General features: G+C 51.1%; 15 protein-coding genes. 10 read left to right on the top strand and 5 right to left on the bottom strand.

Features of this window, described 5'->3' with window-relative positions:
* The first annotated feature begins 41 nt into the window (after window positions 1-41).
* The 6 genes from dapF to FHS77_RS16210 all read left to right on the top strand — a co-directional run bounded on the left by dapF (window position 42) and on the right by FHS77_RS16210 (window position 5,695).
* Entirely contained in the window at window positions 42-989 is a 948-nt protein-coding gene (gene dapF, locus FHS77_RS06730) for a diaminopimelate epimerase (RefSeq protein WP_184221606.1), read from the top strand.
* Entirely contained in the window at window positions 989-2,287 is a 1,299-nt protein-coding gene (mtaB, locus tag FHS77_RS06725; RefSeq protein WP_184221604.1) for a tRNA (N(6)-L-threonylcarbamoyladenosine(37)-C(2))-methylthiotransferase MtaB, read from the top strand. Before dapF ends, mtaB begins: the two co-directional genes overlap by 1 nt.
* A gap of 45 nt (window positions 2,288-2,332) precedes the next feature.
* On the top strand, window positions 2,333-3,691 hold the full coding sequence (gene ftsY, locus FHS77_RS06720) for a signal recognition particle-docking protein FtsY (protein WP_184221602.1): 1,359 nt from the start codon (window positions 2,333-2,335) through the stop codon (window positions 3,689-3,691).
* Window positions 3,688-4,344: a septation protein A gene (locus FHS77_RS06715; RefSeq protein ID WP_184221599.1), complete on the top strand. Its 657-nt coding sequence runs from the start codon at window positions 3,688-3,690 to the stop codon at window positions 4,342-4,344. Before ftsY ends, FHS77_RS06715 begins: the two co-directional genes overlap by 4 nt.
* An 84-nt stretch (window positions 4,345-4,428) precedes the next feature.
* Window positions 4,429-5,199, top strand: a complete 771-nt coding sequence (gloB, locus tag FHS77_RS06710; RefSeq protein ID WP_184221597.1) for a hydroxyacylglutathione hydrolase — start codon at window positions 4,429-4,431, stop codon at window positions 5,197-5,199.
* 10 nt (window positions 5,200-5,209) lie between these two features.
* Window positions 5,210-5,695, top strand: coding sequence for a hypothetical protein (locus FHS77_RS16210; RefSeq protein WP_246431248.1), 486 nt, complete (start codon window positions 5,210-5,212; stop codon window positions 5,693-5,695).
* Window positions 5,696-5,760: 65 nt separating this feature from the next.
* Here FHS77_RS16210 and FHS77_RS06700 read toward each other — a convergent pair whose 3' ends face one another.
* Window positions 5,761-8,208 carry a heavy metal translocating P-type ATPase gene (locus FHS77_RS06700; protein ID WP_184221595.1) on the bottom strand — a complete coding sequence of 816 codons (2,448 nt, stop codon included), beginning with the start codon at window positions 8,206-8,208 and terminating at the stop codon, window positions 5,761-5,763.
* A 71-nt stretch (window positions 8,209-8,279) separates the two neighbouring features.
* Here FHS77_RS06700 and FHS77_RS06695 point away from each other — a divergent pair, with 71 nt between their 5' ends.
* The gene (locus tag FHS77_RS06695; RefSeq protein WP_184221593.1) at window positions 8,280-8,705 is read left to right on the top strand and encodes a MerR family transcriptional regulator; all 426 of its coding nucleotides are present in this window, start codon (window positions 8,280-8,282) and stop codon (window positions 8,703-8,705) included.
* On the opposite strand, the gene yddG is transcribed toward FHS77_RS06695, so the two are convergent.
* Both yddG and FHS77_RS06685 read right to left on the bottom strand, forming a co-directional pair.
* Complete coding sequence (gene yddG / locus FHS77_RS06690) at window positions 8,700-9,530, bottom strand: aromatic amino acid exporter YddG (RefSeq protein ID WP_210307060.1); 831 nt, start codon at window positions 9,528-9,530, stop codon at window positions 8,700-8,702. The genes FHS77_RS06695 and yddG overlap by 6 nt on opposite strands.
* Before the next feature lie 99 nt (window positions 9,531-9,629).
* Window positions 9,630-10,418, bottom strand: coding sequence for a DUF3108 domain-containing protein (locus FHS77_RS06685; protein WP_184221589.1), 789 nt, complete (start codon window positions 10,416-10,418; stop codon window positions 9,630-9,632).
* A gap of 346 nt (window positions 10,419-10,764) precedes the next feature.
* On the opposite strand from FHS77_RS06685, the gene rpmB reads away from it, so the two are divergent.
* The 3 genes from rpmB to FHS77_RS06670 all read left to right on the top strand — a co-directional run bounded on the left by rpmB (window position 10,765) and on the right by FHS77_RS06670 (window position 12,718).
* Entirely contained in the window at window positions 10,765-11,061 is a 297-nt protein-coding gene (gene rpmB, locus FHS77_RS06680; RefSeq protein ID WP_184221587.1) for a 50S ribosomal protein L28, read from the top strand.
* Between the two features lie 108 nt (window positions 11,062-11,169).
* Window positions 11,170-11,817 carry a queuosine precursor transporter gene (locus FHS77_RS06675; RefSeq protein ID WP_246431247.1) on the top strand — a complete coding sequence of 216 codons (648 nt, stop codon included), beginning with the start codon at window positions 11,170-11,172 and terminating at the stop codon, window positions 11,815-11,817.
* Between the two features lie 160 nt (window positions 11,818-11,977).
* Entirely contained in the window at window positions 11,978-12,718 is a 741-nt protein-coding gene (locus FHS77_RS06670) for an SDR family oxidoreductase (RefSeq protein WP_184221585.1), read from the top strand.
* A 69-nt stretch (window positions 12,719-12,787) separates the two neighbouring features.
* On the opposite strand, the gene cobT is transcribed toward FHS77_RS06670, so the two are convergent.
* Both cobT and cobS read right to left on the bottom strand, forming a co-directional pair.
* Complete coding sequence (cobT, locus tag FHS77_RS06665; RefSeq protein WP_184221583.1) at window positions 12,788-14,680, bottom strand: cobaltochelatase subunit CobT; 1,893 nt, start codon at window positions 14,678-14,680, stop codon at window positions 12,788-12,790.
* Between the two features lie 15 nt (window positions 14,681-14,695).
* Window positions 14,696-15,682 (bottom strand): cobaltochelatase subunit CobS, encoded by a 987-nt coding sequence (cobS, locus tag FHS77_RS06660; RefSeq protein WP_184221820.1) that lies wholly within the window; start codon window positions 15,680-15,682, stop codon window positions 14,696-14,698.
* Window positions 15,683-15,905: the final 223 nt, after the last annotated feature.

The raw sequence follows: 15,905 nt of genomic DNA, 5'->3' as shown, positions 1-15,905 counted from the left end.
CCATATAGAAGCCTGTTTTCATCATCAAACCGGAAATCTAAATGAACAAGATGGCACCTTTTGCCAAAATGAACGGATTAGGCAATCAAATTATTGTTGCCGATATGCGCGGACGTGATGATCGCATCACGCCGGCTGCTGCCGTTTATCTGGCGCAGGATGCTGCCACCCGGTTTGATCAGATTATGGCCATTCATGATGCCCGCACAGAAAACACCGATCACTATATCGAGATTATCAATTGTGACGGCACCCAGGCACAAGCTTGCGGCAATGGCACGCGCTGCGTGGTGCAGGCACTCCATGCTGAAACCCGGCAAACAAATTTCACCTTTGAAACGCTTGCCGGCATTTTGACCGCCGCAATGCTGGACGGAACTCAAATCAGCGTTGATATGGGCACTCCACGCTTTGGCTGGCAGGATCTGCCGTTAAGCCTAGATATCGGCGATACTGCACAAGCTGATATATTTAATGATTTGCGTGAAAAATACGGCCTGCAAATGCCGTCTCTTGCCTCTATCGGCAACCCGCATATCATCTTCTGGGTTGATCAGGATGTCTGGTCTTACCGATTAGAACAATTTGGTGCGATCATTGAAAATGACCCGCTCTTTCCGCAGCGCGTCAATGTTTCGATTGCGCAAGTAACATCAGAGCACGACATTCATTTACGCACATGGGAGCGTGGTGCCGGATTGACGCGCGCCTGCGGTTCTGCGGCCTGTGCAGCAGCCGTCTGTGCTGTCATAACAAATAAAACAAAACAATATGTAACAATGCATCTGCCGGGCGGTGATTTAACCGTAGAATGGCGCGATGATGATCATATTATCATGACAGGGCCTGCAGAATGGGAATTCTCCGGCCTTTTTGATCCGCAAACCGGCCACTGGAAAAGTGATCAGGGGAAGAAAGATGAGCAATCCTCAGATGCTCCTTCACCCTCTGGCCGTTTTGGCAAATTGACGAATAAAGGTACTGTGTAATGGCTGTAGAAATCGTAACTTTTGGCTGCCGTCTCAATACCTATGAATCCGAAGTGATGAAACGCGAGGCCGATGCTGCGGGCTTAGGCGAGCTGAAAGACGGCGCGATTATTTTCAACACCTGCGCCGTTACCTCCGAGGCTGTGCGTCAGGCACGCCAAGCCATCCGCAAAGCACGGCGCGAAAATCCGGAAGCACGTATTATCGTCACCGGCTGTGCCGCACAAACAGAAGCAGAAAACTTTGCCGCAATGGGCGAAGTGGACATGGTGCTCGGCAATGAAGAAAAGCTGAAATCCAATTCCTATCGCATGTTGCCGGATTTTGGCGTCAACCAGTTTGAAAAAGTCCGCGTCAACGACATTATGGAAGTGCGCGAAACTGCCTCCCATATGGTTGATGCCATTGAAGGTCGGGCGCGTGCATTTGTGCAGGTGCAAAACGGTTGTGACCACCGCTGCACGTTCTGCATCATTCCTTATGGCCGCGGCAATTCCCGCTCGGTGCCGATGGGTGGTGTGGTTGATCAGGTCAAGCGTCTGGTCGATAATGGCTATGCGGAAGTGGTACTCACCGGCGTTGACATGACCTCTTACGGCCCTGATTTACCAGGCAATTTACGCCTTGGAAAACTGGTCAAAACCGTTCTTTCTCAAGTGCCGGATTTGCAGCGTCTGCGTCTTTCTTCCATTGACTCGATCGAAGCTGATGATGATCTGATGGAAGCACTTGCCAATGAAAGCCGCCTGATGCCGCATCTGCATCTGTCCTTGCAATCAGGCGATGATATGATTTTAAAGCGCATGAAACGTCGTCATTTGCGTGATGATTCCATTCAGTTTTGCGAAACTGTACGCCAAATCCGTCCTGATATTGTCTTTGGTGCCGATATTATTGCCGGTTTTCCGACCGAAACTGAAGCAATGTTCCAAAATTCAATGAAGATCGTTGAAGATTGCGGCCTCACCCATTTACATGTGTTTCCATATAGCCCGCGTGAGGGCACACCGGCTGCAAGAATGCCGCAGGTGCGGCGCGATATCGTCAAAGAACGTGCTGCACGTTTGCGCGGAGAGGCAGATCGTGCTTATGCTGCGCATTTGAAGGCTTTGGACGGCAGTGTGCAGAAATTGCTGATTGAACGGGAAAGCGTCAACGGACAGGCTGGTATCGGTCGCACAGAAGGCTTCACCATGGCAGCATTTACGGCAGATGATGCCGAAAATGTACCGGGTAAAATCATTGAGCGCCGCATTATCGGGCATGATAAAGATAAGCTGCTGACCAGCACTCTTTAAACAGAGTGAAACAGCAGCTTCAACAGAACAAGAAAAAGACAGACCATGGCAATCGGCTTTATCAAAAAAATGTTTTCCTTCGGCAAGAAGGAGGCTGAACTTGTTGAAGAACAAGTCGATGATCGTGTTGTTGCAGAAGATGCGGAGGCTGTTGAAGAACCGGCTGCTGCTCCTGCGCCAGACCCGACAGAAGAAGATGTTGCCCCTGCCCCTGTTGTCAGCGAGCCTGAGCAAAACATAGAAGAGGAGCCTCAAGCTGGCGCGCCGGAAGCTATTATTGAAGCGATAGCCCCTCAGGCCGAAGAACCTGTGGCTGAAGCAGCCCCAGAGCCACAGCCTGAACCAACACCACTCCCTGCGCCTACACCGGTTGCCCCAGCAGCACCACCAGCACCAGCAGCAACAAAGCCGCTCAAAGTGCAGGTCAGCAAAGCAGTTGCCGTCAAGCAAGACTTGCCCGAGCCAGTCGCGGAACCTGAAAAGAAGCTCTCATGGTATGAGCGCCTACGCCAAGGTCTGGCACGCTCTTCCAGCAATTTAAGCGATTCCATCGGCGGCATTTTTACCAAGCGCAAACTTGATGATGATACATTGCAAGAGCTGGAAGATGTGCTGATTCAGGCTGATCTCGGCCTTGAAACAGCCATGCGCGTGACCGATGCACTCTCTGCCAGCCGCTACGGCAAAGATGTTTCCACCGATGAAGTGCGCGCGATCATGGGCGCGGAAATTGAAAAAGTGCTGACACCTGTTGCCAAGCCATTGGAACTGGATCTGTCGCACAAGCCGCATGTGATTTTGGTCGTGGGTGTTAACGGCACCGGCAAAACCACCACGATTGGCAAACTGGCCGCAAAACTCACCGCTGGCGGCTTGAAAGTTATGCTGGCTGCCGGTGATACATTCCGTGCAGCAGCAATTGAACAGCTCCATATTTGGGGTGAGCGCACCGGCTCGCCGGTTGTTTCCTCCAAACTTGGCGCCGATGCGGCAGGGCTTGCCTATGACGCATGGGAAAAAGCCAAAGAAGCTGGCAGCGATGTGCTGATTATCGACACCGCCGGTCGTTTGCAAAACAAGGCCGAGCTGATGGACGAGCTTGCCAAGATAGTACGTGTGCTCAGCAAACATGATGCGGAAGCACCACACACAGTGTTACAAACGCTGGATGCCACCACCGGCCAAAACGCCCTTAATCAGGTAGAGATTTTCAAGAATATCGCAGGCGTCAACGGTCTTGTCATGACCAAGCTGGATGGCTCGGCACGCGGCGGTATTCTGGTTTCAATTTCCGCCAAACATAAATTACCCGTTTATTTTATTGGTGTTGGTGAAGGTATTGATGACCTTGAACCATTTGCCGCCAAAGATTTTGCCAAAGCGATTGCAGGAGTAGCGTCATGAACCAGCCAATTTTTGAACGCGATCCTTCGCAAACATCCGGCAAAGAAAAAAGCGACATCAACCCATTGCTGAAACTGGCATTGGAAATCGGCCCTTTGATGGTGTTTTTCTTTACCAATGCACGCGGTGAGATGCTACGGGAAAAATTCCCTGTTTTAGCCTCCATCGGCGAACCGATCTTTATGGCAACAGCTTTGTTTATGGGCGCAACCATTATTGCGCTGGCCATTTCATGGGCGCTCACCCGCAGCCTGCCGGTGATGCCATTAGTATCGGGTATTGTAGTGCTGGTTTTTGGTGCTCTCACCCTTTACCTCCACAATGACACTTTCATCAAAATGAAACCGACCATCGTCAACACCCTTTTTGGTGTGATTTTGCTGGGTGGTCTGGCCTTTGGAAAATCGCTGCTCGGCTATGTTTTTGCCTCCGCATTCAAGCTGGATGCCGAAGGCTGGCGCAAGCTGACGCTTCGCTGGGGTGTATTTTTTATCTTTTTGGCCGTTGTCAACGAAGTGGTATGGCGCGGTTTTTCCACCGACACATGGGTGTGGTTTAAAGTTTGGGGCATTATGCCGATCACGGTTTTATTCACCTTGTTCCAAATGCCGCTCATTCAAAAACATACGCTGCCCGAAGAAGCGAAAAACTAAACTTTCGCCACAGATTAGCCATTTCGGCTTGTCAGATTTCAGCGGTTCAGGTGAGCCGCTGAAAGATATTTATGGGAGATGGAAATGGGCGTACTCGAAATCGAACAATTCATCTGCCGCAGCGATAATATCGGCGTGCTGATCCATGATCCGGTCAATAATCTGACCGCTGCCATTGATGCACCGGAAGAAGCGCCGATATTGGCAGCCCTTGAACGGCGCGGCTGGATGCTGGATTATATCTTCACCACCCATCACCACTATGATCATGTGGAAGCCAATTTTGCTCTCAAGCAAAAATACGGCCTGAAAATTTATGGCCCGCATGCGGAAAGTGATAAAATCCCTGAAATTGATGTGACTTTAAATGATGGTGACAATTTCCGGTTCGGCCAGTTTGAAGTGCAGGTGCTCAGCACCCCCGGCCACACCAAAGGCGAAATTTCTTACTATATTCCGCAATCGAAAGTAGCCTTTACGGGCGACACATTATTCTCGCTTGGTTGCGGGCGCTTGCTGGAAGGCACACCTCAGCAAATGTTCCGGTCTCTGAAAGTTTTAAGCGCCCTTCCCGCCGATACGGCCATTTATTGCGGCCATGAATATAGCGCCAGCAATGCCCGTTTCGCATTGACTATTGATCCCGACAATGAAGCCTTGCAACAACGCGCTGCCGAAATCACGCACCTGCGCGCCAATGATCAGCTGACATTGCCGACAAGCATAGCACGGGAACTGGCGACCAATCCTTTCCTGCGCGCATCCGATAGGCAAATCCGTGCCCGTCTTTCGCTGACGGATGCGAGTGATGAGCAGGTTTTTACCCGCATCCGCGCTTTAAAAGATAATTTTTAAGAGACATATCATGTTGAAAAAATCATTCCTGCTTCATGTTTTCACAGCCCTTACTCTGACAACAACCAGCATGACCGCTCTGCCTTTAACGGCACAGGCACAAAGCTTTTCTGAAGTGGCTCCGCCGCCTGTTCCGGCCGAGGTTAATGCATTTAAACTGACACCTGAATTCTTGAGCAAAATGGAAGCGGTACAAACATCGCTGAGCGGACTTGACCAATCCGCTATGCCAGAACCTGACAGCGAAGTGGAACCAACCATTGCCATGCTGATTAAAGGCGTTGAAGCCAAGCCGGAGATTATGGCTGTTCTCAATCAGCACGAACTTTCGGCCAGTGATTATATCACCGGATATTTTGCCCTGATGAGCGGGCTGGCAGGTGCCGAGGCTGAAGACGAAGAACAAATGGTTGATGAACTCAAGGACATCAATCCGGAACATGTGGAATTTGCCAAGACCTATCAGGAACGTATCCTGCAATTATTGGGCGAATAAGCTCCGACAAAAAAGCCGTCCTGAAAACTATTCAGGACGGCTTTTTCATGGTCATATTCAGAGTATCAGCGGGCTCGCAAGAGCCGCAGCGCATTCATGGTTACCAGAACGGTTGCGCCCGTATCAGCCAAAATAGCAGGCCAGAGACCGGTAATCCCCAGCACGGTTGTCACCAAAAATACCGCCTTCAGCCCAAGGGCAATCGTGATGTTCTGATAAATGTTGCGCATGGTACGCTTGGAAAGCTCCACCATCTCCGCCACATCCGACACACGGCCATGTAAGACAGCCGCATCGGCAGTTTCCAGCGCCACATCCGTGCCGCCGCCCATCGCAATGCCCACATCAGCCGTCGCAAGTGCTGGCGCATCATTGATACCGTCACCCACTTTGGCAATGATCAGGCCTTCTTTTTGCAAGCCGGCAATGATCTTCTGCTTGTCTTCCGGCAGCAATTCAGCCCGCACTTCAATGCCGATATCACGTCCGACAGCTTCCGCCGTGCGGCGATTGTCACCGGTCAGCATGACGGTGCGGATACCTGAAGCATTCAAACGCTTCAGACCGGCAATCGCATCGGCACGCGGCTCATCACGCATAGCAATCGCACCAGCGATTTTGCCGTCAGCAACCAGCACAGAGACAGTTTTACCATCATCGTTGAGTGCTGTGAGCTTTGCTGCAAACGCATCGCTCATTGTGGCCTGAGCGCGTGCTGCCTTGGCCGAGCCTAAGAACAGTTCCATACCCTGCGCCTGACCTGCAACACCCTTGCCGCCAATCGCCTTGCCTTGCATCACGTCCGGCCATGTCAGGTTACGCGCTTCGGCGGCGCTGACAATAGCAATGGCCAGCGGATGGCTTGAGCCTGCATCAAGGGCAGCCGCCAAGCTAAGCACATCATCTTCCGGCAGCGCACCGGCAACCACATCGGTCACCTTAGGCTTGCCTTCGGTCAGTGTTCCGGTCTTATCAAAAGCTGCGGCGGTGATTTTACCGATGGTTTCCAGCACCGAGCCACCCTTCATCAACAAGCCGCGCTTAGCGCCCGATGAAAGCGAAGCGGCAATTGCCGCCGGTGTTGAAATCACCAATGCACAAGGGCAACCGATCAGCAAAATTGCCAGACCTTTATAGACCCACTCATTCCAGTTTCCGCCAAAAAACAGCGGCGGAATGAGTGCCACCAAAGCTGCAACCACCACAACGCCCGGCGTATAATAAGTAGAAAAGCGATTGATGAAGCGCTCGGTCGGCGCTTTGGCATCCTGTGCCTCTTCCACCAGTTTCACCACACGGGCAATGGTGTTGTCAGCCGCAGCGGCAGTGACACGCACACGCAAAACGCCATCGCCGTTAATCGTACCGGCAAAGATATTTTCACCCTCACCTTTATTAACCGGCGTGCTTTCACCGGTGACAGGTGCTTCATCAATGGCACTTTCACCAGCGATAATTTCACCATCCGCCGGAATACGATCCCCCGGCCGCACAACAATCGTCTCACCTGGCTGCAATTGATCGGCAGGCACTTCAACAGTACCGGAACCCTGCTCCAGATAGGCGATTTTTGGCACCAGATCGCTCAAAGATTGGATGCTGGCTCGTGCCTTACCAGCAGCCACACCTTCCAGCAATTCGCCCACCAGAAAGAGAAACACAACGGCTGCGGCTTCTTCTGCAGCGCCGATAAAGATCGCGCCAATAGCAGCAATCGTCATCAGCATCTCGATAGAAAACACCGTGCCGTTTAATGCGCCCATCACTGCACGGCGGGCAATCGGCACCAGTCCCAAAAGCATGGCAGCCAGAAATGCATAAAGTGCAACAGACGGATAAATAAGGCCAATAATATAAGCACCAACCAAACCGCCACCACTGATAAACATCAGCTTAGCTTTGGCTGTCTGCCACCATTTTGGCGGCGCTTTTTTAACCACCACCGCAACAGGTGCTGCGGCATGAGAGTGACCATGCCCATCACCATGGTCGTGGTCGTGGTCGTGGTCGTGGTCGTGGTCGTGACAATGCGCCTGTGTTTTTACTTCGGCAAGCGATGTATCAGCCAGAGCAATTTTATAGCCCAGGCTTTGCACCTTTTTCATGATCTCAGCATCAAGGTTAGCCGCGGTGCTGATCGTCATTGAACCATTGGTGACCGACACAGAAACCGCCTCAACGCCTTTAATGCGGCGCATTGCTGTTTCCACCTTGCCGGCACAAGAGCCGCAATCCATGCCTTCAATCTGAAAGCGTTTTTCAGTCACATTATTTGTCTGTGGTGCATCACGGCTGACTTTATAGCCAAGACTCTGCACTTTTTTGATAATTTCTGCATCGCGGTCACCCAGATAGCTGACCTTCATCGACCCACTGGTCACCGATACCGAAACATCTTCCACGCCTTCAACGCGGCGCACGGCTGTGTCAATTTTGGTTGCGCAGGATGCACAATCCATACCTTCAATCTGATAGCGGATTTGCTGGCTGTTTCCGCTCGAATCCCCTGCCATAATGACTGCTCCTTGAATCTTAATTGAGAACAGCTTACTTCCTCTAGTGACTAGAGGAGCAAGAGCAAAAGATGACAAATTTCACCATTGGCGAAGTTTCAGCTAGCAGCGGCGTCAAAGTGCCGACAATCCGCTATTACGAGCAGTCCGGCCTCATTCCTGTTCCTGAGCGCAGTGAAGGCAATCGTCGTCTTTATGAGCAGGCTGATATCCGCCGTCTGATTTTCATCAAACATGCGCGTGAGCTCGGCTTTGAAGTCGATGCCATCCGCGCTTTGCTGCAATTACAGGATAACCCTGATCAGCCTTGCACGGTCGCCGATCAGCTGGCGCGTGAAAGGCTGATTGATGTCGAAAAACGCATTGTCAGACTCACGGCTTTAAGAGCAGAATTGCAAAAAATGCTGGAAAGCTGCGCCCATGGCCGCGTGGATGAATGCCGCGTCATTGAAGTTTTAAGCAATCATGACGAGTGCATTCACCATCAGGCTTTATGATTTTCGTTTAAAAATCATATCCTTTGCCGCCAGAACCGCACCGGCCGTAATGAGCAAACAAGCAGCCAGAATACGCCAGCTTGGCTCTGCCGCCCCTGCCACAATCAACACAAGCGTGGATAATAAAGGGGCTGCATAGCTGGCAGCGCCCAAAACCTGAATATTGCCGCGCTTAACGCCGTAATCCCATGCATAAAAGGCAGCGCCCACCGGCAGAAGCCCCAAGCCCACAATAGCAATCCATTGGCCGGTCGTTTCCGGCCATACGGTTTGCTCCAACAACAAATGACACAATAAAGACAATAATGCTGTTGCCATACAAAAGCCTGTGACAGCATCGGTCGGCACCTGTTTGAAACGGCGTGACAGCAACGAATAAGTGGCCCATGTCACCGCGCAAAGGGCTGCCATCAGATAGCCAAAACCGTAACGCGCCTCAAAGCCCACCCCGCCGCCTTTGGTCACCACCAGCACCATGCCACCAAGCCCGAGCAGCGTTCCGGCAATATGATAGTATTTAAGCTTTTCACCCGGCATCAATGCCGAGCCGACCACAATCAGCAGCGGCCAGAGATAAGCAATCAAGCTGGCATCCACCGGCGGTGCATTGCGCAAAGCAGTGAAATATAAAAAATGATAGCCAAACAACCCGACCACGCCCACCAGCCACACAATTGCGGGCTGGCAAAGTTTTTTAATCGCTTGTGGTCGCCAGATCCATGATAGAATGCCCAGACAAGCACCAATTGCAAAAGTCATTGCAGAAAGCTGAAATGGCGGCACCTGACCTGACCCAGCCGTGAATAAAGCGAGCAAAGCCCACATAATAATGGCTGCAAAGCCAACCAGTGTTGCCACATCCCCTCCCGTTCAATCCCCCTGACCGCTTCCCCTGACCAGCTTATTCAGCTTGCTGGCTTGCGGTCAGTTTATTTTTTCAAAACGCATGGCTGAAACTTTAACTGTTCCTATTTTTGTGCCAATTCGCGCCTCAACCGGAGCATAAATGCCTGAATTTCCCAGTGTGGCAAAACTTATACTGATCCGGCTCTTATTGGCCAGATAATTAATTGATTCTTTGTCCTTTTGATAACCGGCAACCGGCACAAAACGCGCCGTACATTCCACTGTTTCACCTTTAAAGCCCAGTGTGGTGTATCTGCCCTTGCCCGTATAAGACAAACGTAAATCAGCCCGTGTCTGACCATCAAAGGTTCTTAGAGCTTGCGCACAAACATCCTGCGGGGATTTGGCCCTGATCATCATCGCTGAAATCGGGTCGGTGATGTTTTTGAGCTGTGCAGGGGTTAGCTCCACCCAAGGATCGCGCTTTTTCACCGGTGGCGAATTTTCGGTACCTGTCACCTGCCCGTTGCTAAAACTTATGCTGGTCGATTTGGCCTTTTTCTTATGCTGATATTGCAAATGATAAGAATCGGGCAGAAAGCCGCTTTTGTTGACTTTGCCGGCAATCAATAAAGTTCCATCTGTCTGATCAAATATACGAGCGATTCCCGAACTGGCAAAATCACCTTTCAAACGATAAGAATTTTGCCCGATATGCGTTTGAGTATTGGCACGCGCAATCGTTAAACCGATTACAGAGATTCTATATTGGGTGGTATAAATATCATCAGCAAGTGCGCCTGCACTTTGCGAAATCAGGCTAATGCCAGCAACAAACCCTGCCAATAAAAACTTCATTTTCATCATGAACAGGCCTCCGAGCGGTGATTCAGACCATATTTGCAGCAATTTTATCCTTTAAAACTTGTATTGAGAGCTGAAACAGGTAAAACAGGCAAAGTTATGTTTCGTTAACTTATGCCGCATAAAGAGCGTTAAGCCGATCTTTTGTGGCAAGGTAGACCAAGCAAAATAGCCTTGACGTTGCAAAGCGACTTGACTGTTTGCGCTCCGGACACTATAGAAACGCAACTTTCCCTTTAGGCCGCCTGTCCGATATCGCGCGCCAGCAGCAGTTTTACGCTGTGATGTGCATTAGTTCGGGCATTCAGGTCGGGGCCTTGAGAAACAGAATTTTGAAGGTGAGACCAAAATGTCCCGCGCTTGTGAATTGACCGGTAAAGCGGTCCAATACGGCAACAACGTCAGCCACGCGAACAACAAGACGCGTCGCCGCTTTTTGCCAAACCTTTGCAACGTAACCCTGATGTCCGACGCAATGGGCATGAGCTTCCGTTTGCGTGTTTCCGCCAATGCTCTGCGTTCAGTAGAACATCGCGGTGGCCTTGATGCATTCTTGGCTAAATCAGACGACAAAGAGCTGTCACAGCGCGCACGTCTTCTGAAGCGTCAGATTGCAAAGAAGCAGGCTGAAGCTGTAAGCGCTTAATATTTAAGCCTTATTTGGCTAAATAATCGCGGGGTCGGCTTTGGTCGACCCTTTTTGCTGTCCTAAGATCTCTGATCTGCAACTGGTTCCATTACCCAGGATAAAAAAATGTTCAATTTACGAACTTTCTATACTTCCGCTTTAATTCCCGCCGTTCTGGCGATGTGCGTCTCCGTTGCCGCATCCAATATCCTCGTCCAATATCAGTTCAACTATTTCGGACTTGGCGATATTCTGACATGGGGCGCATTCACTTATCCGCTGGCTTTCCTTGTCAATGACCTCACAAACCGCCGCTTTGGCCCGCAAGCTGCACGCAAGGTAGTGCTGGCTGGTTTTGTCCTTGGTGTGATTATGTCGATCTGGCTGGCAACGCCGCGAATCGCCATTGCATCCGGCAGTGCATTTCTATTCGCCCAATTGCTGGATATTAGTGTGTTTGATCGCCTGCGCCGCCTGTCATGGTGGAAGGCGCCATTTGCAGCTGCCATGGTCGGCTCTGTGCTGGACACGATCCTGTTCTTTGCCATTGCCTTTGCTGCGCAATTTGCATGGATCGATCAGATGACAGGGCACACTGATTCTTCCCTGACCGAGATTGTACCGTTTCTGGGGCAGCCAGTGGCGCTGTGGATATCATTGGCAATCGGTGACTTCCTCATCAAGGTCATCATGGGAACGCTGATGCTGGTGCCTTATGGCGCGATTCTGGCAATCTTTATGCCAGCCGTCTATGCACCGGACAAATCCCGTTAAAAATGCCCTCTGAGCCGCTTTTTCAAAATAGCGGCTCTTCTTTCTTTATCTGACGAAATTTCCAAACCGGTTTGCCGAAACGCTGATTTTGCGCTTTACTAAAGCTTTCAATCAAATGTTTCTGCGCCGGTTTCACTTTTTTAAGATAAGGATTTTTTACATGTCTTTGCCTAAGCAAAAGCTTCCGCTTGTCATTATCACGGGTGCCAGTTCCGGCATTGGCCTTGCCGCAGCCAAATTATTTGCCGCGCGCGGTCATCCGTTGCTGCTCTTGGCGCGCCGTCTCGAAATCATGGAAGCACTTCATTTACCACACACCCTATGCAAGGCTGTGGATGTGACTGATCGCAAGAGCTTGCTGGAAGCGGTCAGACAAGCCGAAAGCCTCTATGGCGCAGCCGATGTCATCATCAATAATGCAGGTATCATGTTGTTAGGCGACATCACCCGGCAACACCCTGATGAATGGGACCGGATGCTGGAGGTCAATGTCAAAGGCCTGCTCAATGGCATTCATGCCGTAGCAGGATCAATGGTCAAACGTCAGCATGGCACGATCATCAATATCAGTTCAGTGGCAGGGCGCAAAACATTTGCCAATCATGTGGCCTATACAGCCACAAAATTTGCAGTCCACGGCCTTTCTGAAAACCTGCGCGAAGAAATGGCACCTCATGATGTGCGCGTTGTGACGATCGCACCCGGTGCCGTGGAAACAGAATTATTAAGCCATACCAGTGATGAAAGCATCAAAGCCGGATATGACGATTGGAAAACCAATATGGGCGCACCGGTGCTGAGCCCTGAAGATGTAGCCCGTGCTATTCTTTATGCCTATGAGCAACCGCAAGGCGTTTGTATTAGGGAAATTGTACTGGCAGCAACGCGCCAGCAGGCATAAATCATTAAAAAAGAAAAGCCGCCGGAAACTGAACTGTTTCCGGCGGCTTTTTTGTATTCAATAAAAAGTTTAGCGTTTTGAGCCGCGGCCACGGGTCTGTTCATCAAACAAAGAAGCCAGCTGCTCTGTCATCGCGCCTGCCAGTTCCTCGGCATCCACAATCGTCACAGCACGCTGATAGTAACGCGTCACATCGTGACCGATACCAATTGCAATCAGCTCCACCGGTGAGCGGGTTTCGATCTCTTCAATCACGCCACGCAAATGGCGCTCGAGATAGTTGCCCGGATTAACCGACAGCGTTGAATCATCCACCGGCGCACCGTCAGAAATCACCATCAGGATTTTACGCTGTTCGGAGCGTGCCAGCAAACGCTGATGTGCCCAAATAAGCGCTTCACCGTCGATATTCTCTTTCAGCAGCCCTTCCCGCATCATCAGGCCAAGATTGCGACGTGCGCGTCTCCACGGGGCGTCTGCGGCCTTATAAATGATATGACGAAGGTCATTGAGGCGACCAGGAGCAGCAGGCTTACCGCGCGCAAGCCATGCTTCACGCGATTGACCGCCCTTCCATGCTTTGGTGGTAAAGCCCAGAATCTCGACCTTAACACCGCAGCGCTCCAAGGTGCGTGCCAGAATATCGGCGCAGGTTGCTGCAACCGTAATCGGGCGACCACGCATCGAGCCGGAATTATCGATCACCAGTGTCACCACCGTATCGCGGAAATCCGTATCGCGTTCCCATTTATAAGAAAGCGGCTGGGTCGGGTCGATCACCACACGCATCAAACGCGCAGTATCAAGATAGCCCTCTTCCAGATCGAAATCCCATGAACGGTTTTGCTGTGCCATCAAACGGCGCTGCAAACGGTTGGCAAGCCGCCCGACCACACCTTGCAGATTGGCAAGCTGCTTATCGAGGAAACCGCGCAAACGCTCAAGCTCTGCCTCATCACACAGATCAGTTGCTTCCACCGTTTCGTCAAACTCACGGGTGAAAACTTTATAATCAATCTGCTGCGCAAGATCATCAAACGGCTGGCCGGGACGTCGGGCTTCTCCCGGCGTTTCCGCATCGATTTCCTCGCCATCATCCAGATCATCAGAATTGGCATCAGCGGCTTCCATTTCGCCCTGCTCGCCATCGTCACTGGAATCTTCCGATTCGTCATTTTCAGTCTGGTCAGAGCCTTCCTGCTCTTCAGCACCACCGTCTTCGTTCTCTTCCGGGTCCGGCGTATCGTCGCTCTGTTCCTCATTATTATCATCTTGAGGATTTTGCGACAGGTCTTCCGCCATCTCCATCGAAGCCAGCATGTTGCGCACAACACGTGCGAAGGCATCCTGATCTTCGAGATTTTCAGCTAAATGCTCAATATCCGCGCCGGCTTTGTCTTCAATCCAGTCGCGCCACAAATCCAGCAAATTGCCGGCTTCTTTTGGCGCTTCGCGACCGGTCAGCTTTTCACGGATCAACAAAGAAACAGCTTCTTCAAGAGGCGCTTCTTCTTTTTCCATCGCAGCTGTGTAATTGGCGCGGGCATATTTATCAGCCAGCATTGAGCTTAAATTATCGCCGACACCCACCATCGCACGCGCGCCGATAGCCTCGACACGCGCTTGTTCAACCGCATCAAAAATAGCGCGCGCCTGTTTGCCTTCCGGTGCCAGACCTGCGTGAATGCGCGGATTATGGCGTGCCTGACGCAGCGCCATGGAATCGCCCAAACCACGCGTGATCGCAATATCATTCGCAGTTGGCCGCTTCGGCAGATCCGGCAATCTGGCACGATTGCCGGTCAAAGCCGGACGATCATTACTAAAACCGACCTCGAACTCGTTGGAACCGGCAATAGCACGCATACATGCGGTTACTGCCCGTTTGAACGGTTCCGAATCGATTGGCGTCTGCCGCTTTTGCCGCGAATTATCGCCTGCACCTGCCCCTATACCGGCCATGATAATTCACCGCCTTCACGCAAGAGCGACGTTAACTGCCGATTCTGGCAATTCAGCACCAAATGCACGCTGATAGAATTCGGCAACAATCGCGCGTTCGAGTTCATCACATTTGTTGAGGAATGTTACGCGGAAAGCAAAACCGACATCGTTAAAGATCGCAGCGTTTTCAGCCCATGTGATCACCGTACGCGGGCTCATCACAGTGGACAAATCGCCATTGATGAAGGCCTGACGGGTCATGTCGGCAACGCGCACCATCTTGTTGACAATGTCGCGGCCTTCTTCATTCTGGTAATGTTTGGCTTTGGCCAGAATGATTGCTGTTTCATTGTCATGCGGCAGATAGTTCAGCGTGGTCACGATTGACCAGCGATCCATCTGTGCCTGGTTGATCTGTTGTGTACCGTGATAAAGACCGGTTGTATCGCCAAGGCCTACAGTGTTGGCGGTTGCAAACAAACGGAAAGACGGATGCGGGTTGATCACGCGGCTCTGGTCGAGCAGGGTCAAACGACCGGATGCTTCCAGCACACGCTGGATCACGAACATCACGTCAGGACGACCGGCATCATATTCGTCAAACACCAGCGCGACATTGCGCTGATAAGCCCAAGGCAGAATACCATCTTTAAATTCGGTAACCTGCATACCGTCTTTAACAACGATTGCATCTTTACCGACGAGATCGATACGGCTGACATGACTATCAAGATTCACACGGATACAAGGCCAGTTAAGACGGGCTGCAACCTGTTCAATATGGGTGGATTTACCAGTACCGTGATAACCCGACACCATCACGCGGCGGTTATAGGCAAAGCCTGCCAAAATCGCCAATGTGGTCTGTTTATCAAACAGATAATCAGGATCAATGTCCGGAACATTCGGATCACGCATAGAAAATGCAGGTACCTGCAAATCGCTGTCAATTCCGAATACTTCACGCACCGAAACCGTTGTATCCGGCAAATTGGTGATATCCCGCTCAACCTTATTCATCATGCCTCCAAAGCGGCGGATAAGGAAACCAGCCGCTCATTCCTTTTGCTTTACTCGCAAGCGATCCGTATTGATTTAAAAAACGGAATGCCCTGTTAATTACACTTAATCATACCGGGCATCTTGGCATGAGCTTGACTAAACGCTATGCGACAAAAAATGTCCGTCTATAGTTCACATTTTTGTAACGTCTGAACTCCAACGGTTCAAGCTGAACTCGCAA

Origin of the sequence: Paenochrobactrum gallinarii, assembly GCF_014205685.1 — a bacterium.
Lineage (GTDB): Bacteria > Pseudomonadota > Alphaproteobacteria > Rhizobiales > Rhizobiaceae > Paenochrobactrum > Paenochrobactrum gallinarii.
This window is presented reverse-complemented; position numbering and strand designations above follow the sequence as displayed.